We start from the raw sequence: 19,071 nt of genomic DNA, 5'->3' as shown, positions 1-19,071 counted from the left end.
GAAGGCTGTAACGGCGCCGACGCCTCGAGGACAGGGAGAGCGCACTCGTTAAGTGTCGTGCCGCGGAAATCCCTCCAATGAGTAGTGGGGCATCCGGATCCGCGCGGACCCGATACGCCATCCTCGGCTGTGGAAGCGTCGGCCACGCCGTCGCGGAGGAGCTGACCGAGCGCGGCAAGGACGTCCTCATCCTCGACCGCGACGAGAGCCGGGTCGAGGCGCTCCGAGACCAGGACCTCAACGCCCGCGTTCAGGACATCGCCGAGCCGGACGTCGTCGACGAGCTGGGCGACCGCGACATCGTGTTGATCCTCGCGAGCGACGTGGAGGCGAACAAGGCCGCGGTCTCGGCGGTGCGGAAGACCGGCGGCGACCACTACGTCGTCGTCCGGGCCTCTGACCCCGTCAGCGAGGACGAGCTGCGGGAGCGCGGCGCCGACGTCGTGATCAATCCCTCGACGGTGATCGCGGACAGCGCGCTCCAGTCGCTGGAGACGGGCGAACTGGAGTACATGGCCCGCCAGCTCGCGGAGATAATCGAGGCGGGCGGCGACCGGATGGCAATCTTAACCCACGACAACCCCGAGCCGGACTCGATCGCCTCCGCGACCGCGCTGCAGGCGATAGCCGAGGCGTTCGGCGTCGAGGCGGACATCGTCTACTCCGGCGACGTGGGCCACCAAGAGAACCGGGCGTTCGTCAACCTGCTCGGGATCGACCTGCTGGCGCGCTCCGAGGCGCCGGACCTCTCGGAGTACGGGACGGTCGCGGCCGTCGACCTCGCGAAGTCGGCCGACGACGGCTTCGATTTCGACGTCGAGATCGACGTCTACCTCGACCACTTGGAGGCGGAGGTGCCGTTCGACGCCCGGTTCGTCGACGTGCGGACCAACGTCTCCTCGACGTCGACGATCCTCACGAAGTACCTCCAGGAGTTCGACCAGTCGCCCTCGGAGGCGGTCGCGACCGCGCTGCTGTACGGGATCCGCGCCGAGACGCTCGACTTCAAGCGGGACACGACGCCCGCGGACCTGACCGCGGCCGCCTACCTCCACCCGTTCGCGAACCACGACACGCTCGAACAGGTGGAGTCACCGTCGATGAGCCCGGAGACGCTCGACGTGCTCGCGGAGGCGATCCAGAACCGCGAGGTCCAGGGGAGCCACCTCTTCTCGACGGCGGGGTTCATCCGCGACCGCGAGGCGCTCGCGCAGGCCGCCCAACACCTGCTCAACTTGGAGGGGATCACGACGACGGCCGTATTGGGCATCGCTGACGACAATATCTACCTCGCGGCCCGCTCGAAGGACATCCGGCTGAACATCGGCAACGTCCTCGACGAGGCGTTCTCTGAGATGGGCGAGGCCGCCGGCCACTCGACGCAGGGGTCGCTCTCGATTCCGCTCGGGATCTTCACCGGTATCGAGGCGAGCGGCGAGAACCGCGACACGCTCCTCCACCTCACCGAGGAGGCGGTCCGCCGGAAGCTGTTCGACGCGCTCGGCGTCGAGGGCGGGAGCGGAGACGGCTCGAACGGGTCTTGAACTCGCCGGTCGTCGGCCTTCGAGGCGCCACCTCGGCGGGGTCGTTTTCCGGCTCGGGGACGTAGACTTATGCGTCACGTCGCATGTACGTCCCCGACGACCCGCCGGCCGCCTGTCCGGCCTGCGGGGACCCGTACGACTCGGTCTCTCGGCACACCGGGGGGTTCGTGGCGAACCTGCTCGACAACGAGCGCTACCAGCGCGTCTGCTTCTACCCCGCGACCGACGGCGGCGACCCCGCGTTCGACTGCTACCACCACACGCACGCGCAGGCCGGGACCGGCGGCGAGTGACCGCGAGCGCGACGGGAAGTGACCGATGAAGGGCGCCGCGGGCCCCCCGGCGGCCGCGTCAGAAGTCGTCGCCCTCGGTGATCGAGGTGTGCGAGCCGATCAGCGCGCCGGAGAGGTCGGCGCCCTCCAGCGTCGCGCCCGTGTCGATCACGGAGTTGCGGACCTCGGAGTCGGTGATCGTCGCGTCGTCGAAGACGACGGCGCGGTCGAGCGTCGAGTCGGTCACCGTCGCGCCCGACATGACGTGAACGACGTCGCCTAACTCGGTCCCCTCGACGGTCGCGTCGGCCGCGACGAGCGTCCCGCCGTCGAGCGCGTACTCGACCGCGTCAAGGTAGCTGTCGGCGGTGCCGATGTCGAACCACGCGCCGTCGAAGGTGAACGCGTGGACCGGCCCGCGCCGCTGGAGCCACTGGAGGAACCAGCCCGGCTCGTCGGGGTTCTCGCCGTCTTCGAGGTACGTCGTGAGCTTCGGGAGCGTCTCCGCGGGGAACGCGTAGCAGGCGATGGAGACGAGCGTCGACTCCGGGTCGTCCGGCTTCTCTTGGAAGTCGATCACCTCGTCGCCGTCGAGCTGGACGAGCCCGTACGACTTCGCGCGCTCGCGGTCCTCGACGTCGTAGGCCGCCAGCGTCGGCGTCCCCTTCTCCTCGAAGAAGTCCGCGAACTCGGACAGATCGAAGCTGATCATGTTGTCGCCGGCGACGACGATCAGGTCGTCCTCGACGCCCTCCCGTTCGACGAGCTGTTCGAGCGCCCCCACGACGCCGAACTTCTCGTCTTCCGCGACGGTCTCCTCGACCGAGAGGGTCGGCTTCTCGAAGGGGCTGTCGTCGAGGTACGCCGCGAACGTGTCCGCGAAGCGCTCGTTCGTCGAGACGAACACCTCGTCGACCCGGTCGTCGGCCTCCAAGTCCTCGAATATCTCGTCGATGACGGTGTTTTCGCCCACCGGCAGGAACATCTTCGGCCGGTGTTCGGTGATCGGCCAGAGCCTGGTCGCGTAGCCTCCCGCGAGTACGACTGCCTTCATACGGTGTCCGTCTCACCCCGGTGACATACCTCTTGCGCCCGCCCGCTTCCGGGGAGGCGGTTTCCCCCGTCGCCGGTCCGACGTCCGTCCGAGGCCGGACGGTTTTATCCGTCGGCGCCGAAGCCCGCGTATGGAGACGACCCGTCAGCGGATCGCGGACGCGCTCCGCGAGGAGGCCCGGACCGCGAGCGACCTCGCGGCGACGCTGTCGCTGCCGACGCCCGTCGTGTACGAACACCTCGAACACGTCTCGCGGTCGGTCGCGGACGGCGACGAGCCGAGCGCCGGCGCGGGCGGCAGCGCGGGCGAGGAGTTCCTCGTCGCGCCGCCGACCTGCCGGGAGTGCGGGTTCGACGGGTTCGACGACCCGGTCAACGAACCGTCGCGGTGTCCGGAGTGTAAGAGCGAGCGGATCGAGGAGCCGGCGTTCGTGATCCGGTAGCCGGGCCGCTCCGAGTCGCGGCCCGTCGAGTGGCGATTCGTCGAGTGGCGATTCGTCGAGTGGCGATTCGTCGAGTGGCGATTCGTCGAGTTACAGTTCGTCGAGCAGCGTCGCGGCCGCGGCCACGGAGGAGCCCGGGCCGCGCGCGGTGATCAGGTCGCCGTCGACGGTGACGCTGGTGTCGGCGTCGAGTTCGGCGTCGAAGTCGGCGCCGGCGAGGACGACCTCGTCTTCGACCCAGTACGGGAGCTTCCGCCCGTCGGGCATCAGGTCGTTCTCGTCGACGATGTCTTCTTCCCACTCGTTCGGGAAGCCCGTGATAGAGCGCCCCTCGACGAGCGGCGTCCCGTCGGCCTCGTTCGTGAACGCGAGGATGCCGACCGCGTGGCAGACGACCAGCGCGACGCCCTCCTCGCCGGCGACCGAGTCGAGGAGCAGCTGGCGGGCGTGGCGGTCCTGATTCACGTCCCACGCGGTGCCGTGACCGCCGGGGAAGACGACGGCGTCGTAGTCGGCGGCGTCGACGGTCGCGACCGGCTCGGGGTCGTTGAGTCCGGGGTGTTCCTCGTCGACCTCGCGGAGCTCCGCGACGCGCTCCTCGCCGCCCGCGGCCTCCGGGTCCAGCGAGCGCTCGTCGACGACCGGCGGCGACCCCGACGGGGTCGCGATCGTCACGTCGACGCCCTCCGATTCGAGCGTCGTCAGCGGCTCGATACACTCCTCGGCCCAGTAGCCTTCCTCGCTCACGACGAATAACGCGTCAGTCATGCGTACCCCTCATTCGTGAGCGCTATATAAAAGGCGCCCGCGCCCGGCAGCGACGAGGGACGGCGCGGGGTTTATAAACGAACGTAGCGGTGCGGTCGGCGCGCGCCTCCGAGTGGCCGCCCCCGGCGGCCGCGAGGAGCGCGTGCGAGGGAGTCGGCCGGTCGGAGCGACGCGGAGACCGGCCGACGAGGCTGGGGAGGTGTGAGGGGCAGTCGCTGTGCGGGGCGGGACTCAAAGGGGCAGTCGCGAGGCGGGCGCAGGCGTTCACGAGAGCTTCGCTCTCGTGAGCCAGTCAGAACGCTTCGCGTTCTGATGACGACGCAAGCACCGCAGGAACGAACGGAGTGAGTGACGAGGAGCGTGGTTCGAGAGAGCGAAGCTCTCTCGTCATCCCGAAAATCTCCGATTTTCGGGCGACAGCGAGCGTGCGCCCGCCTCGCGACTGGGGCTTTGGAGGTGTTCACCGCCGGTCCGTTGTTGGCTACTTATAAAAGCACGAGTGAACTTTCGCGGAGTTCCCCCAACGACCTGCGGATACCGAGTTACTCGTCGCCTTGGGCGTCGACGATCACGACCTCGCCGTCCTCGACGGTGACGTTGATCAGCGTCTTCACGTTGTAGTCGGTGTCGTCGAGCTCGTTGGGGCCCGCCTTCTTGATCACGGCGACGACGTCGACGACCTCCGCGCCGACCTCGTCGGTGAGCGCGTCGAGGATGGCCTTCATCGTGCCGCCCGTCGAGAGCACGTCGTCTAAGACGAGCACGCGGTCGCCCTGCTCGACGTCGTTGATGTACATCTCCGACTCGGAGTAGCCCGTCTCCTGGAACAGCGGGACCTCGCCGTCGAGGCCGTACTGGCGCTTGCGGATGACCACGAGGGGGATGTCGGTCATCAACGAGAGCGCGGTCGAGATGTGGATCCCCATCGCGGCGGGGGTGACGATCTTGTCGACGTTCTCCAGCTCCGCCTTCCGGATGATCCGGATGACTATCTCCCGGAGCAGCTCCGGTTCGAGCATCGGGACGCCGTCGCTGATCGGGTGGACGAAGTACTGGTACTCGCCTTTCTCGATGATCGGCGCGTCGAGGAGCGACTGCCGCAACTGGTCCATGTCGCCGGTACTCGGGCGGATTAATAAAGCGTGGCGATTCCCGGGCTCCGTGGAGCGCGGTCGCACGGAACGAGGGACGAACGGACGCTGTGTGTCTCGCCGTCGAACTTCCGGCCGCTCGGCGATACGTGATTCGAGGCCCCTCCGCGAGCACTGCCAAAGCCCCAGTCGGCTCCGGTCGAGGGCCTCGCTGCGCTCCTCACTCACTCCGTTCGCTGCGGTGCTTACATCGGCCGTCTTCCCGGAGCCGACTGCCCCTTTGAGTCCCGCCCCCGCACCGCAGCCGCAGCCTCACGCCTCCCCAGCCTCGTCGGTGGACCTTCGCTTCGCTCCGGCCCACCGACTCCCTCGCGCGTGCGACTCGCGCCCTTCGGGCGCTCGTCGGCACGCGCCACCGCACAACGGTTCGGAGTCGATCGCAACTCCGCTACTCGAACTCCGGCTCGCGCTTCTCTAAGAACGCCGCCATCCCCTCCCGCTGGTCGTGCGTGCCGAAGAGACCGGCCCACGCCCGGCGCTCCAGCGCGAGTCCGGTCGACGCCGACCCCTCGCCGGCCGCGTTCAGCGCCTCCTTCGCGGCCCGCAGCGCGGTCGCGGGCTTGGCGGCTAGCTCGCCCGCCAGCTCGTCGATCCGGTCGTCGAACTCGGCGTCGGAGACGACCTCGCCGACGAAGCCGACCTCGGCCGCCTCCGCCGCGTCAATGCGCTCCCCGAGGAATATCAGCCGGCGGGCGACCTCGTCCCCGACGAGCGCCGGGAGCCGCTGGGTGCCGCCCCAGCCCGGGATGATCCCCAGATCGATCTCGGTCTGGCCGAGGACCGCGCTCTCGGCGGCGACCCGGAGGTCGCAGGCCAAGGCGAGCTCGCAGCCGCCGCCGAAGGCGTACCCGTCGACGGCGGCGACCGTCGGTGCGGGGAACGCCTCGATGGCGTCCGCGACGCGGTGCCCGAGCTCGGCGTACGCCTGCGCCTCGGGCGTCGACAGGTCGACCATGTGAGAGATGTCCGCGCCCGCGACGAACGCCTCGTCGCCCGCGCCGGCGATCACGAGGGCGCGCGCGTCGCGGTCGGCGGCCTCGTCGAGCGCGTCCTCGATCGCTTCGAGCGTCTCGGCGGTGAGCGCGTTGAGCTGTTCCGGCCGGTCGACGGTGACCGTCGCGACCCCGCGGTCGTCGACGTCGAAGGAGATGGGCTCCCGACTCATACGCGCCCCGTCGCGGGGCGGCGTGAAAACGGTTCGGCAGGCGGAGCCTCCCTGAGGGGTCGCTCGTCGACTGCGTCCCCGAGCGGCCGCGACGCGTCGGTTAGACCTCTTCGCGGCTGTCGATCCCCGTGTAGATGAACCACGCCGTGGTGTACACGCCGACGAACAGCAGGTAGCCGGCGATCAGCCCCCCGAGCTGTCGGCTCGCGAGCCCGCCGGGGAGCGTCCGCGAGAGGAGCCAGAGGGCGAACGCGAAGACAACGAGCGAGAACAGCCCGGAGAGGGCGTACACGCCGAGGTCGGAGGTGATGCGGTCGCGCACGGCCGCACCAACGAGTTCCCGTTACATACCGCCATCGGTCGCGCGTCGAGTATCGATCCCGCGCCGAGTCGCGGAATCCGGGGGTGCGACCCGGAGCGTCGTCCACGACGGTAGCGAGGAGACCGTCGACGTGACGCTTGGGGAGCGGCCGGAGCCGTAAGACCGTCCGGTCCCGGACGCGACCGAGTGCGCCGGGGCGCCCGCGGTCGACGGCCACCCGTTGCGCGGATTGCAACCCCTATATGCCCCCGGCCACACGTACCGGTATGAACGGGAACCGGTTCGGCCGACTCTTCCAGCTGACGACCTACGGCGAGAGCCACGGCGACGCGATGGGCGTCACCGTCTCCGGCGTCCCCGCGGGCGTCGAACTCGACGAAGAGGCCATTCAGGCGCAGCTCGACCGGCGCAAGCCGGGGCAGTCGATGATCACCACCTCGCGGGGCGAACCCGACGAGGTCGTCGTCAACTCCGGCGTTCAGGACGGCTACACCACGGGCACCCCGATCGGTATGGTGATCCAGAACAAGGACGCGCGCTCGGGGAAGTACGAGCCGTACGTCACCGCGCCGCGCCCCTCGCACGGCGACTACACCTACTCCGCGAAGTTCGGCACGCGCAACTGGGGCGGCGGCGGGCGCTCCTCCGCCCGGGAGACCGTCAACTGGGTCGCGGCCGGCGCGGTCGCCGAGCAGGTCCTCGACGCGTCCGATCACGACGTGGAGATCAAAGCTCACGTCAACCGCATCGGTGACGTCGAGGCCGACCCGGTGAGCTTCGAGCAGCTCCTCGCGAACAGCGAGGAGAACGACGTGCGCTGCGCCGACCCCGAGGCGGCCGCCGAGATGCAGGAACTGATCGAGGAGTACCAGAAGCGGGGCGACTCCATCGGCGGCTCGATATACTTCGAGTGCCGCGGCGTCCCGCGCGGGCTGGGCGCACCGCGGTTCGACAGCTTCCCCGCGCGGCTCGGACAGGCATTGTTCGCCATCCCGGCGACGACCGGCGTCGAGTACGGGCTCGGGACGGACGCGACGGACGTGGCGGGCAGCGACCGCAACGAGGACTGGACGTTCGACGACGGCGAGTCGTTCGACCACGTCGAGAGCGACGAGGGCGACCCCGTCCCCGAGGGGAACGACCACGGCGGGCTTCAGGGCGGGATCACCACCGGCGAGCCCGTCTACGGCGAGGCGACGTGGCACGCCCCGACCTCGATCCCCAAGAAGCAGCGCTCGGCCGACTGGGAGACCGGCGAGGAGAAGGAGGTCCAGGTCGTCGGTCGCCACGACCCCGTCCTCCCGCCGCGGGCCGTCCCGGTCGTCGAGGCGATGCTCTACTGTACCGTCCTCGACTTCATGCTGCTCGGCGGCCGGATCAACCCGGACCGCGTCGATGGCAACCCGGGGCAGTACGACACCGACTATCACCCGAGCAGCCCGGACAACGAGTAGCGGGCGCCGCACCGCGGTCCGGGCTCCTCACTCGCCCGGCGACCACTCGCAGACGTTGCCCGCGGTGAGGCCGTTCTCGTCGACGTGTGCGGAGAGGCACGCGTAGTTACAGAAATACGTGGCCGAGCCACAGTCGTCGTCGCAGTCGCGCACGCAGATCGGGTCGTGGTCGAAGATCCGCGAGCCGCAGTACGCGCAGGTCTCGTCGGCGTCGGGCGTCGAAACGGTCGTGGACATGTTCCGGCCGACGCCCCGTTCCGTCGAAAGCGTTTCGCGGCCGTGCGGCCGTCGCGCCCGCCCCCTCGGTCACGCGGCGAGGGCCTCACACCACGACGACGGCGTCGACGACGACGAGCAGCACGAACCCGACAAGGAAGGCGCCGGTCGCGGCGTCGGCGTGCCCGTGCCCGTGCGAGGAGGGGATCAGCTCTCGGAAGACGACGGCGAGCATCGCGCCGGCCGCGAACCCCGACGACACCGGGAACAGCCCGGTGCCGAGTCCGACGAGCGAGTAGCCGAAGACGGAGGCGACGACCTGCGGGACGACCCCCGAGAGCGTGGTGTACCAGATCACTCGGCGGTTCGACATCCCCGTCTCGGCCATCGGCACCGCGAAGGCGAACCCGTCCGGCACGTTCTGGAGGCCGATCACGACCGCGAGAAGCAGCGCCACCTCCTCTAACCCGGACGCGAAGGCGACGCCGATGGCCAGCCCCTCCGGGGCGTTGTGGAGGGTGATCGCGCCGCCGATGAGCAGCGCCTTCCGGAGTGAGGACTCGCGCTCGGACAGAATTCCGCCGCCGTTGCCGGCGTCCTCTCCGTTTCCGCTCGCGTCCTCTCCGTTTCCGTTCGCGTCCTCCCCGTCGCCTGCGCCTCCGACGCTGTCCGCGTCTCCGACCCCGCCCGCGGTCTCCACCGAGGCGGCGTCGTCGGCGGTCGCGCCGCCCTCCGGGAACCACTCCCGGTACTCCGCGTGGAGGTGCGGAACGAGGTAGTTGCCGCCGAGCAACGCGCCGCCGCCGAGGAGGACTCCGGCCATCACGGCGCGGAGCGTCCCCTCCTCCATGCCGGGGATGACGAGGCCGAACACGCTGGCGGCGACCATCAGCCCGGCCGCCAGCCCGAGCGCGGCGTCGTAGACGCGGTGGGTCACGCGGTGCCGGAAGAACACGGGGAGCGCCCCGAGACCGGTCGCGAGCCCGGCGACGCTCGTCACGCCGAGGACGGAGCCGAGCGTTGTCATGCGTCTCGCAACCACGTACGAGTTGATAAAGAGTGGGAAGGAGGCCGCGGTCCGCGGATCGGCCGGAGCGGTCAGCGGACCGCGATGCGCCGGAGGTCGCTCCCGTAAGCGGCGAGCGCGACGAGGGCCGTCGCGAGGGCGCTCACCGGGAGCACCGACAGCCAGCCGGCGGTCGCGCCGACGCCGAAGCGCACCCCCAGTCCGGCCGCGACCCACAGCGCCGCGGCCGCCGCGAGCAGCAGCAGTCCGCCGGTGACGCGGCGGTCCTCCCGCCCGAGCCCGACCCCGCTCGTGGCGCTGCCGGCCGCGAGCAGGTGGAACCCGAGCGCGAGCGGCCACGCCCGGATCGACGGTGGAAGCGTCGCGAACGGGCGCGGCTGGTCGAGGAAGTACGCCCACACCGGGTAGCCGCCGACCCCGGTCCCGTCGCCGCCGAGCGTCACGAACCCCCAGAGGCTCACCAGCGTCGGGGCGTCGTCGCCGCCCGGGACGACCGCCATCGGGACCGCGAGCAGCGCGACGACGAGGAGCCACTCGACGCGCCCGCTCGTCGGCCGCGAACTCCCGTCCGGTCTCTCCATGCGACCGGTTCGGCGCCCGGAAGTAAGTATGGTCGGGGAGTCGAATCGGCCGGCGCGAGGTCATGTCCCCGTCAGAGGTAATTCGTTCCCGCTCGTACCGCGCGTGTCAGTTACCCACGACTGAAGTCGTGGGCTTGTCAGTGGACTCCCCTTCTGCCGTCGAATCGACGGAGGCGATAAATTCGCCGTTCAGGTTCAGTGTCCCTGACGTCAGCGCACACTGACGGGGTGCGCCTCCATCCGAAGACATCTGCCCCGAATGGAGTCGTTTCAACATTTTTCGAGCGATGTTCTTGCTCGCGTTATAATCCGCGTTCAGTTCGTACTCGCACTTCTGACACACGAACTGGTGTTTCGAGCGCCGATTCGTCTCGTGTGTAAAGCCGCACTTCGAACACCGCTGGCTCGTGTACGCCGGACTCACCTGCTCGACTTCAATATCGAGCATCTCGGCTTTGTACTCGACGTACTCGTACAATCGGCGGAACGCCCATGCGTGGAACCGTTTCGCATGAGCCCCCCGATCCCGGATATCAGTCAGATTCTCGAAGGCGATGTGCGTACATCCGTGGTCGCGAGCTTCGTCGAGAATCTGGTTCGAAGCACGATGGAGTTCGTCTTTCATCCAGCGGTGCTCTCGGTCGTCCATCGACTGAATCGACAGGTGGGCCGACCGCGTGCCCGTCTGTTGCATTGACCCGCGGGTCTTCTCGAATTCGCGGCGTCGATGGTTCATCTCGTCGGCGTTCCCGATGAACGCACCCGTAGAAGTCACGGCGAGCGAGCCGTCCACGTTCAGATCAACGCCAAGGACTGTTCTGTGCTTGGCGTTAGAAACAGCTGTCGACTGCTCGTGTTCGTCTGTGGTACGGCGCATACGCGCGTGGAGGTAGAACGCCTCGCTCGAGCGGTCGTACTGAAGCGTGGACATCCGGAACTCGTACTCCTCGTTCAGTAGGTACTCGCCAATCGGTGTTCCTGTCGGATCGTCAGGAAGTACGTACTCACACTCGACGCGCCCGTTCACCGTGGAAAGGGACACGTGGTCGCGGTGGAACGTCGCACTTCGTTTGTCGTAGACGACGCTCCACGCGTCAAAATGCGGTTGACTGGTGGTTTCGCCTTTCTTGAGTCGAGCAACACCGCTTTTTGTGGCTTCGATAGCGCGTCGAATCCCTTTTTGAACGAGGTTCGCTGTCAGATCTGTTTCGTTGCGAAGTCGCTCGTAAAGCGCGTTTTCGGCTTGTTGTTTCGACGTGACACAATGTTCGTCCGGGTATCTCCACGCCCAGGCTGCGGTCGTGTTCGCACAGTAGAGGAACTGCTCTTTCGTCTGATGGAGGTCGTCGCACCGCTCGTCGGGTACGTCAAGCTTGACTTTGACGGTGCGGATCACATCCCCCACCTGTGTTTCACATATTAATCTATTTATTTACATGTTCTGCGGCTGGTGCCAGGGATTCAGGGTGCTATCGCCCGTGATTTGTTGCGAAAGTTGGCGGGTTCCTCCTACCATTAAAGTCGTGGGGTCCCTCGTTGTTACTCTGTGAACACCGACGACGGCGGCCACTACGACGCGGCGGTCGACGCGCTGGCGGCCCGGGAGTACGAGCGCGCGGGGAACCGCTACACCCGCGGCGGGCGACGCGTCCTGGCCGACCCACGGCCGGAGATCGACCCCTTCGAACCGGACGAGAAGGGGTGGGTCGGGCAGGGGCTCCAACAGCTGCTCGCGGCGGCGGTCGCCTACCGCGTCGCCGGCGCGGACGGGCGCGCGACCCGCCGCGCGGCGGAGGGGATCGCCGCGACGCGCGACCTCGAATCGGTCCTCACCGAATCGGGGCAGGTGGCCTGCCTCGCGGAGTTCGTCGCCGACTTCCGGGTCGCGGGCGGTCTCGACGGCGCCGACGAGGCGTACGACGACGCGGCGGCGCGGTACGCGGCCGCGGGCGAGGAGGTCGACTCGCCGCAGGCGCTCGCGACGACGCCCCTCTTCGAGGCCGCGGCCGCGACGATCAAGCAGGTCGCGCGCGGGCAGGCCGACGGCGAGATAGCGATCAAGTGGGAGGACCTCCACGGCGCCGACCCCGACCGCCCGGGCGACTTCCTCGCGCACCGCGCTCGGTTCAAGAGGCAGCGCTTCGCGGGGCTTGTCGAGCGCGCGGTCGACGACGGCCACCTCGCGGCGCCGCGGGGGACGACGGAGTACAACAACGACAATCACCGCTGCCCGAACTGCGGGTCGAACCACGTGAACTGGGCCGGGACCGGGATCCTCTGTCTGCGGTGTTCGACGCCGACCAAGCGCGTCTGAGGGCGAGCCGCCCTCAGCGACACAGCGGCCGAACCCTCGCGACACCGGTTAGCTCAGCAGGCTCTCGCCGTCGAACTCCGCGTCGACGTCGACGTCCATCAGGTCGAGGACCGTCGGGGTCACGTCGAAGAGGTTCGCGTCCGCGAGGTCGAGGTCGGGGTCGGTGGAGTACAGCAGCGAGTTCTCGAACTTGTGCATCCCGTTCCGCGGCCCCTGCGTGAACACGGCCTCCTTCCCGCCGAAGCCGGACTTGAGGTCGAAACCGTCGGCGGGGATGACGACCAGGTCCGGGGCGATCTCGTCGTGGTCGCCGTCGAAGACGGTCTCGCCTTTCACGATCCGCTTGCACACCTGCCGGCCGTCGGGACCGGTGAGCGATTCGAGGTCGGAGATGAGCTCCTCGCGCGTCTCCTCGTACTCGGACTCGGGGACGACTCCCTCCGGCTCGCGGCCTTCGAGGTTGAGGTAGAACCGCCCGGGGATGAGCGAGTACGCGCGGGTCTCGCCGTCGACGTCGGCCAGCGAGTCGTGGTCGTCGTCCTCGTAGGAGAGCCACCCCTCGTCCGCGAGGAACTGGTTGCAGTTCACCTCGTGGGTCAGCTCCGTGAAGCCGTGGTCGGAGGCGACGATCAGCGTCGTGCCGTCGGCCAGCGAGTCGCGGATCTCACCGATGTACCCGTCGAGGGTGCGGTAGAACTCCAGGAACGCCTCGGCGTACTCGCCGTCGTTGGCGTAGTCGCCGTAGAGGAAGTGGTTCACCCGGTCGGTGCTCATGAAGACGCCGAAGAAGAGGTCCCAGTCGTCCTGATCGAGGTAATGGGAGAAGGCGTCGTACCGGGCGTCGAGCGTGGCGTGCGCGTCCTCGATGAACTCCGTCTTGTCGTCGTCGTGGCCGAGCTTGGCGTTGACGTCGATGCGGTAGTCGAAGCCGCCGAGCGTCTCGCGGAGCGACTCGTCGCTCGTGGCCCCGTCGAGGTCGGGCGAGAGGAACCCGGAGGCCATCCGCTGGATCCGGGACGACGGCGGGAACGTGACCGGGACGTTGAGCACGGTCGCGTCGCGGCCGGCGTCGGTGACGCGGTCCCACAGGCGGGTCGCCTTCACGTGGCGCCCGAGCGGGACGTACGTCTCGTAGGAGTCGACCTCGCGGTCCTGGAACCCGTACACGCCCGTCTCGCCGGGGTTCACGCCGGTCGTGAGGCTCGGCCAGCACGCGCTCGACTCCGGCGGCACGATGCTCTCTAAGCGCCCGCCGGAGCCGGTCTCGGCGATGTCGGTCAGGTTCTCGAAGACGTCGGGGTGGTCCTCGACGAGGTCGAGCGGTACGCCGTCGATCCCGAGGAAGACGACGCGGCCGTCGTCGTCGCCGCGGAGCCGGTCGAACAGACCCATGTTCGGCCGTTCCGGGGGAGCCGACATATCCCTTGTGTTCCGCGAAATCCACCGCTCGTGCCCGGCGGTCGCGCCGGCAAGATTCAGAAGGCCTATCTCCCTCCGCGCGGACATATCCGGCGTATGAGCGACGACTTCCCGGCGAGCGTCGACGTCGATTACGCCGACGGCGAGGGTGAGACCCCCGACGACTACCCGTCGATCCAGCACAAAATCGAGAAGGCGGTCGAGGTCACCCGCCGCGGGCTCGAACAGTACGACAACCCGGCCGTCATGTGGACGGGCGGGAAAGACTCCACGCTGACGCTGTACTTCATCAATCAGGTGGCCGAGGAGTACGGCTACGAGAAGCCGACCGCGGTGTTCATCGACCACTTCCAGCACTTCGACTCGATCACCGACTTTGTCGAACACTGGGCCGACGAGTGGGAGATCGACCTGGTGTACGCCCGCAACGACGACGTGGGCGCGTACGTCGAGGAGCACGGGTTAGAGCCGGGCGACGACGTCCCCGTCGACGCGCTCTCGGAGCACAACCAGCACCACATCCGGGAGATACTGGAGTACGAGGAGGACTCGTTCCCGTTCCTGCTCGACACCTACGTCGGGAACCACCTGCTGAAGACGGTCGCGCTCAACGACGCCCTCGAAGAGCACGACATCGACGGCGTCATCTCGGGCGTCCGCTGGGACGAGCAGGAGGCCCGCGCCGACGAGACGTTCTTCTCGCCGCGTCACGACCCCGACCTGTTCCCGCCCCACGACCGCATCCAGCCCATCCTCCAGTTCGCGGAGGCCGACGTGTGGGAGGCATTCTGGAACTTCGTCGTGCCGGACACCGTCGAGGCGTTCCCCGACGAGGGGTACATCCCGCAGGCCGACGACGACCTGCCCGAGGGCGTCACTCAGGAGGACGTGCCCATCTCCCCGAAGTACTTCGCCGGGTTCCGCTCGCTCGGCAGCGAGGTCTCGACCGAGAAGACGACCGAAGAGCCCGCGTGGCTCCAGAACCTCGATGACACGACCGAGCGCGCCGGCCGCGCCCAGGACAAGGAGGACCTGATGGAGCGCCTGCGCGACCTCGGTTACATGTAACAGCGCGCTCGAGACGCGACCGCTCCGGGTCGAAGCCCTTTTTGCGAACCCTTCGGTCAACGGCCATTCGATGTCGAATTCACCTCTGCCGATCTCTCTGGAGTGATCCATCACGAGTTGACTGCCGATCTTGTCTCCAGATGTAGTTCATTGAATTGTGTATACCATACATTTTTGTTCGCGTCGCACGTTACTGCGTATAGAGTCCCGAAGCCGGTCGGAGCCGTCAGGGCCGGCTGACCGGATGCTCGAGAGATGACAGACCGAACGCCCGCCCGACGAGAGCGATTGTACCGCCACGGCAACAGCCCGCATCGAGAACAGCTCACGCCAAACAGATGATACACGCACTCCTCACCGGAATCAAGGAGAATCTCATCTACGTTGTCGTCGCGTCGCTAGTTGCGGGGTTAGCTTTCGGCCAGGTCGCGGGAACGGAGACGAAGGGAGTCCTCCGGGCCGCGGTCGTCCCGATTCTATTCCTGATGATCTACCCGATGATGATCAACATCGACCTCCGGGAGGTCGTCAACGTCCGCGACCACGCCGGTCCAGTGGGGCTGAGCCTGCTCATCAACTTCGGAGTGGCCCCGCTGCTCGCGGTCGGCCTCTCGCGGTGGTTCTTCGGCGGGGCCGTCGAGTACGCCGTCGGACTGTACTTCATCGCGCTTATCCCGACCTCTGGAATGACCGCTGCGTGGACCGGACTCGCCGACGGCGACCTCGAGGCGGCGCTGGTCGCGATGGCGGTCAACCTGTTAGCGGCGATCGTGATCCTGCCGGCGTACCTATCGGTGCTCGTGCCCGCCGACGTCGGGTTCGACCCCTCGACGCTGTACCGGCAGCTCGCGCAGATCGTCGTCGTCCCGATGGCCGCCGGGACGGTCACTCGACGGCTGTTGCTCCGGCGGTACTCCGCCGCGGGGTTCAAGCGCCTGAAACCGGTGTTCGGCGGGCTGTCGTCGCTCGGGGTGATGCTGATCGTGTTCGTCGCGATGACGCTACGGTCCGGGCAGATCCTCGCGGACCCGGTCGCGTCGGCGGTGACGGTCGTCCCGCTCGTGGTGTTTTACGCGGCTATCCTCGGGATCGCTGCCGCTCTGGGCCGACTCCTGCGTGACCCGGCACGGGGGGTCGCGCTCGTGTACGCCACGAGCATGCGCAACCTCTCTATCGCCCTGGCGATCGTCGTCGCCGCGGACGGGGTACCCTCGGCCGCGGTCCTCCCGATCGCGCTCGCGTACGTCGTCCAGCCGCCGCTGGGCGCGGTCTACATGCACTATCGGCGCGACATCGTCGGTGAGGGACTGTCACTCCGCGAGGCGGTTGGACGGATCGGCTCGGGGTGAGCGTCGGAACTCATAAGTTAATATAGTGTGTAATGTACAATACAATGGCTGGTGTCGCGATCATCGGCGGCGGTCCGACCGGACTGAACGCGGCTATCTACACGGCCCGCGCGGACAAGCGAACGCTCGTCTTCGACGACGGCGGCGGAACGACCCGAGACGTGGATACGATGGAAAACGTCTACGGATTCCCGGAGGGTGTTACAGGCCCAGAGCTCGTCGACCTAGGGCGGGAACACGCCCGGAAGTACGGGGCCGAGATCGTCGAGGAGGAGGTTGTGCGGATCGAACCTGACGGCGAGCGGTACTACGTCGAGACGACGGTCGACGAGTACGTCGTCGACGGCGTGGTCATCGCGACGGGTGCGGACTACGAGCGGCCGGCCATCGCGGACGTCGAGGCATACGAGGGCCACGGCGTCTCCTACTGCGTCGAGTGTGACGCGTACTTCTACCGCGACAGCCCCGTCGCGGTCGTCGGCGCCGACAACTACGCCGCGACGGAGGCGCTGATGCTGCTCGACTACACCGACGACGTCCGGATCCTCACCAACGGGTCGCCGTTCGAGGCCGACGAGGCACTCAAAGAGCGGGTCGCCCAAGCGGAGATTCCGGTGGTCACCGACGACCTCGACCGACTCGCAGGCGGCGAAACGCTCGAAGCTGTCGTCACGCGGGGCGGCGACGAGATCACGGTCGACGGACTCTTCGTCGCGTTGGGCACCGCCGGCGGCACCGACCTCGCGGAGATGCTCGGCGTCCCCGTGGACGGCGACGACATCGTTACCGACCCCGACCAGTCAACGCCGGTCGATCGGGTGTACGCGGCGGGTGACGTCACCGGCGGCCACCAGCAGATCGCGACCTCCGTCGGCGAGGGCGCCCGCGCGGCAATCAACCTGCTCGAGGAGCTCCGCGGCGCCGACTACATCGACTACAAGAAGCTGGATTCGCAGCCTGCCTGACCGGCTCGCTCGCCGCGGGAGCCCGGCTTTGTCGGCTCTGTGTCCCCGGCGGTGTGCGGACGGAGGGACCGAGCCGACGCTCGGATCAGTGGTCGTCGTCAGACGCTTCGCAGACTGACGCGGTGAATCCGACCTCGCGTAGTCGGTCCGCGAGGGGAAACCCGATCCCCGACGCCGGCGTCAACACGCCGCCGTCGAACGGGGAGTCGACCTCGCCGCGCGCCAGGCACACCGCGGACTCCCCGAGCATCCGCGCGGTCGCTCCGTACCCGGGATCGCGTTCAGCGCCGAACTCGGCCTCGACCGTGAACGGGCCCTCCGTGGCCGTCCCCCGTCCGAGAACGCGAATCTGGAAATACCCCTCCTCGGCCTCCTCCCGCGTCGGACCCTCGCCCGGGTCGGGGAAGACGTATCGACGGAGCGCCGAGCGCAGCGGGCCGACAGACATGGCTGCAGTGAACGCGCCGAGACCGCCGGCGATGACTCCCGCCGTCGCCGCGCCCCGCAGGCCCTCGCCGGCCGGAACGACCTCGCTACACCGGAACTCGCGGCCCCACGGGTAGCCGAGGAGCGCGTTGCTCCGCCGCACCACGCGCTCGTTCACCGGCGCCATCGGCGAGGGAGCCGTCCACGTCCCTCGAAGCGGATCCCTTCGCGGCCGCCGCTGCTGACCGGGATCGACGCCGCTCCGCTCGCCCGCGGGGGCCAGCGAGTAGGGGTTCCGGAGCGTCTCCCGGGCGAGCGGATCGGTCGCGGCCGCCTCGAACAGTTCGTCGAAGCTCGCGAGCGTGCCGCCGCTGACGCTCCCGCTCCCGCCTTCGAGGTAGATTCGGACCGTCTCGCAGGGCGCGCCGAACGTCTCCGCCGCGAACGACTGGACGATCAGCGTCCCGATGTCGGCCGGCACGGAGTCGAACCCGCAGCTGTGAACGATCCGCGCGTCGGCGTCGACCGCGGCCTCGTGGAAGCGGTCGACCGTCTCGCGCACCCAGTTCACCTCGCCGGTGAGGTCGCAGTAGTCCGTGCCGGTCTCGACGCAGGCCTCGACCAGCGGCGTCCCGAGTCGGGTGTACGGACCGACCGTCGTACAGACGACCCGCGCGTCGCGGGCGATAGCGCGGAGGCTCTCGGGGTCCGTCGCGTCGCCCACGACCGCGGGCACGTCGTCCCAGTCGTCGCTCCGTTCGGTGAGGTCGTCGACGAGCGCGTCGAGCCGCGCCCGGTTTCGGCTGCCGACGGCCAGCGAGAGCTCCTCGGGCGCGTACCGCTCCGTGAGGTACTCGGCCGTGAACCGCCCCGCGACCCCCGTCGCTCCCCACACTACGACGTCGTGTGTCGGATCGTCGTCCGTCATTCGAGAGTCACTACGCGGCGTCGGCGGTAAACTGGTGGGGTCGAGTCCGGCGGGACGAGCACGGAGCAACGGGATCGCGGACGCGCTACCTCTTTAACGCCCCGCCCGTACATGCTACTATGCCCGTTGGCACTCGGTTGTCACTACAGCTCGCGGACTTCGGGACCCGATCGCTCGTCACGCACAGCCTCATGGCGGTGGGGTTCGTCGGGGCAGTGATCACGGGGCTGTTCGTCGAGGGACAGGTCGGCACCGTCTCGATGGCGGCGTTCATCAACTTCACCGCGGGGCTGTGGATCTCGCAGTCGATCCACTCGCTCGGCAACTCCGCCACCGATGACGAGTACCAGGGCGTCCTCAAGGAGATCCTCAACCGTGTCTAGCGAGCCCGGAATCGACACCGGTCGGTTCGGGCGAATCTTAGCGCTCGTCGGCTTCGTCACGACCGTCTTCCTGTTCCTCACGGCACAGCGACTGTCGGGAGACGCCTTCCAGATCGGCGCCGTCGCCATCGGGATGGTGGGGCTGGTCACCGCGATCATCGGCTTCCTCGTCGCCGCCGGCAGCGCGGTCGACGCCTCCTGACGGCGGCCGGCCACGACCACG

At 68.3% G+C, this 19,071-nt stretch carries 21 protein-coding genes; 10 read left to right on the top strand and 11 right to left on the bottom strand.

Annotated elements, in window-relative coordinates:
- The first annotated feature begins 77 nt into the window (after window positions 1–77).
- Together KI388_RS04700 and KI388_RS04695 are read left to right on the top strand one after the other, a co-directional pair.
- Window positions 78–1,544 (top strand): DHH family phosphoesterase, encoded by a 1,467-nt coding sequence (locus KI388_RS04700; RefSeq protein WP_215088217.1) that lies wholly within the window; start codon window positions 78–80, stop codon window positions 1,542–1,544.
- Between the two features lie 83 nt (window positions 1,545–1,627).
- On the top strand, window positions 1,628–1,837 hold the full coding sequence (locus KI388_RS04695) for a hypothetical protein (RefSeq protein ID WP_215088216.1): 210 nt from the start codon (window positions 1,628–1,630) through the stop codon (window positions 1,835–1,837).
- 58 nt (window positions 1,838–1,895) lie between these two features.
- On the opposite strand, the gene KI388_RS04690 is transcribed toward KI388_RS04695, so the two are convergent.
- Complete coding sequence (locus KI388_RS04690) at window positions 1,896–2,870, bottom strand: NDP-sugar synthase (RefSeq protein ID WP_215088215.1); 975 nt, start codon at window positions 2,868–2,870, stop codon at window positions 1,896–1,898.
- Window positions 2,871–3,000: 130 nt separating this feature from the next.
- Here KI388_RS04690 and KI388_RS04685 point away from each other — a divergent pair, with 130 nt between their 5' ends.
- On the top strand, window positions 3,001–3,312 hold the full coding sequence (locus KI388_RS04685) for a transcriptional regulator (RefSeq protein WP_215088214.1): 312 nt from the start codon (window positions 3,001–3,003) through the stop codon (window positions 3,310–3,312).
- A 90-nt stretch (window positions 3,313–3,402) separates the two neighbouring features.
- Here KI388_RS04685 and KI388_RS04680 read toward each other — a convergent pair whose 3' ends face one another.
- From KI388_RS04680 to KI388_RS04665, 4 genes are all read right to left on the bottom strand, one after another.
- Window positions 3,403–4,080 carry a type 1 glutamine amidotransferase domain-containing protein gene (locus tag KI388_RS04680; RefSeq protein WP_215088213.1) on the bottom strand — a complete coding sequence of 226 codons (678 nt, stop codon included), beginning with the start codon at window positions 4,078–4,080 and terminating at the stop codon, window positions 3,403–3,405.
- A gap of 542 nt (window positions 4,081–4,622) precedes the next feature.
- Window positions 4,623–5,192, bottom strand: coding sequence for a hypoxanthine/guanine phosphoribosyltransferase (gene hpt, locus KI388_RS04675; protein ID WP_215088212.1), 570 nt, complete (start codon window positions 5,190–5,192; stop codon window positions 4,623–4,625).
- A gap of 427 nt (window positions 5,193–5,619) precedes the next feature.
- On the bottom strand, window positions 5,620–6,396 hold the full coding sequence (locus KI388_RS04670) for an enoyl-CoA hydratase-related protein (RefSeq protein WP_215088211.1): 777 nt from the start codon (window positions 6,394–6,396) through the stop codon (window positions 5,620–5,622).
- A 100-nt stretch (window positions 6,397–6,496) separates the two neighbouring features.
- Window positions 6,497–6,718 carry a hypothetical protein gene (locus tag KI388_RS04665; RefSeq protein ID WP_215088210.1) on the bottom strand — a complete coding sequence of 74 codons (222 nt, stop codon included), beginning with the start codon at window positions 6,716–6,718 and terminating at the stop codon, window positions 6,497–6,499.
- A gap of 266 nt (window positions 6,719–6,984) precedes the next feature.
- Between KI388_RS04665 and aroC the strand changes: the two genes are divergently transcribed.
- Window positions 6,985–8,172: a chorismate synthase gene (gene aroC, locus KI388_RS04660; protein WP_215088209.1), complete on the top strand. Its 1,188-nt coding sequence runs from the start codon at window positions 6,985–6,987 to the stop codon at window positions 8,170–8,172.
- A 27-nt stretch (window positions 8,173–8,199) separates the two neighbouring features.
- On the opposite strand, the gene KI388_RS04655 is transcribed toward aroC, so the two are convergent.
- From KI388_RS04655 to KI388_RS04640, 4 genes are all read right to left on the bottom strand, one after another.
- Window positions 8,200–8,409, bottom strand: coding sequence for a hypothetical protein (locus KI388_RS04655; protein ID WP_215088208.1), 210 nt, complete (start codon window positions 8,407–8,409; stop codon window positions 8,200–8,202).
- A gap of 85 nt (window positions 8,410–8,494) precedes the next feature.
- Complete coding sequence (locus tag KI388_RS04650) at window positions 8,495–9,415, bottom strand: ZIP family metal transporter (protein WP_215088207.1); 921 nt, start codon at window positions 9,413–9,415, stop codon at window positions 8,495–8,497.
- A gap of 71 nt (window positions 9,416–9,486) precedes the next feature.
- Window positions 9,487–9,996 (bottom strand): TIGR04206 family protein, encoded by a 510-nt coding sequence (locus KI388_RS04645; protein WP_215088206.1) that lies wholly within the window; start codon window positions 9,994–9,996, stop codon window positions 9,487–9,489.
- A gap of 106 nt (window positions 9,997–10,102) precedes the next feature.
- Complete coding sequence (locus tag KI388_RS04640; protein ID WP_215088205.1) at window positions 10,103–11,401, bottom strand: RNA-guided endonuclease TnpB family protein; 1,299 nt, start codon at window positions 11,399–11,401, stop codon at window positions 10,103–10,105.
- Between the two features lie 141 nt (window positions 11,402–11,542).
- Here KI388_RS04640 and KI388_RS04635 point away from each other — a divergent pair, with 141 nt between their 5' ends.
- Window positions 11,543–12,310 (top strand): hypothetical protein, encoded by a 768-nt coding sequence (locus tag KI388_RS04635; RefSeq protein WP_215088204.1) that lies wholly within the window; start codon window positions 11,543–11,545, stop codon window positions 12,308–12,310.
- Between the two features lie 48 nt (window positions 12,311–12,358).
- Here KI388_RS04635 and KI388_RS04630 read toward each other — a convergent pair whose 3' ends face one another.
- Window positions 12,359–13,702 (bottom strand): alkaline phosphatase family protein, encoded by a 1,344-nt coding sequence (locus KI388_RS04630; RefSeq protein ID WP_215088203.1) that lies wholly within the window; start codon window positions 13,700–13,702, stop codon window positions 12,359–12,361.
- A gap of 123 nt (window positions 13,703–13,825) precedes the next feature.
- Here KI388_RS04630 and KI388_RS04625 point away from each other — a divergent pair, with 123 nt between their 5' ends.
- From KI388_RS04625 to KI388_RS04615, 3 genes are all read left to right on the top strand, one after another.
- On the top strand, window positions 13,826–14,797 hold the full coding sequence (locus KI388_RS04625; protein WP_215088202.1) for a phosphoadenosine phosphosulfate reductase family protein: 972 nt from the start codon (window positions 13,826–13,828) through the stop codon (window positions 14,795–14,797).
- Between the two features lie 338 nt (window positions 14,798–15,135).
- Window positions 15,136–16,146 carry a bile acid:sodium symporter gene (locus KI388_RS04620; protein WP_215088201.1) on the top strand — a complete coding sequence of 337 codons (1,011 nt, stop codon included), beginning with the start codon at window positions 15,136–15,138 and terminating at the stop codon, window positions 16,144–16,146.
- Window positions 16,147–16,190: 44 nt separating this feature from the next.
- Window positions 16,191–17,111: an NAD(P)/FAD-dependent oxidoreductase gene (locus KI388_RS04615; protein WP_215088200.1), complete on the top strand. Its 921-nt coding sequence runs from the start codon at window positions 16,191–16,193 to the stop codon at window positions 17,109–17,111.
- Window positions 17,112–17,196: 85 nt separating this feature from the next.
- Here the strand turns inward: KI388_RS04615 and KI388_RS04610 are convergent, their stop codons facing one another.
- Window positions 17,197–18,465, bottom strand: a complete 1,269-nt coding sequence (locus KI388_RS04610; RefSeq protein WP_215088199.1) for a saccharopine dehydrogenase NADP-binding domain-containing protein — start codon at window positions 18,463–18,465, stop codon at window positions 17,197–17,199.
- A gap of 119 nt (window positions 18,466–18,584) precedes the next feature.
- Between KI388_RS04610 and KI388_RS04605 the strand changes: the two genes are divergently transcribed.
- Window positions 18,585–18,848: a hypothetical protein gene (locus KI388_RS04605; RefSeq protein WP_215088198.1), complete on the top strand. Its 264-nt coding sequence runs from the start codon at window positions 18,585–18,587 to the stop codon at window positions 18,846–18,848.
- Complete coding sequence (locus KI388_RS04600; protein WP_026046206.1) at window positions 18,841–19,050, top strand: hypothetical protein; 210 nt, start codon at window positions 18,841–18,843, stop codon at window positions 19,048–19,050. Before KI388_RS04605 ends, KI388_RS04600 begins: the two co-directional genes overlap by 8 nt.
- The last annotated feature ends 21 nt before the right edge of the window (window positions 19,051–19,071 follow it).

The sequence above is a fragment of the Halorubrum sp. 2020YC2 genome, assembly GCF_018623055.1.
Lineage (GTDB): Archaea > Halobacteriota > Halobacteria > Halobacteriales > Haloferacaceae > Halorubrum.
The sequence above is the reverse complement of the archived record's forward strand: the minus strand, read 5'-3'. Positions and strand labels throughout refer to the sequence as shown.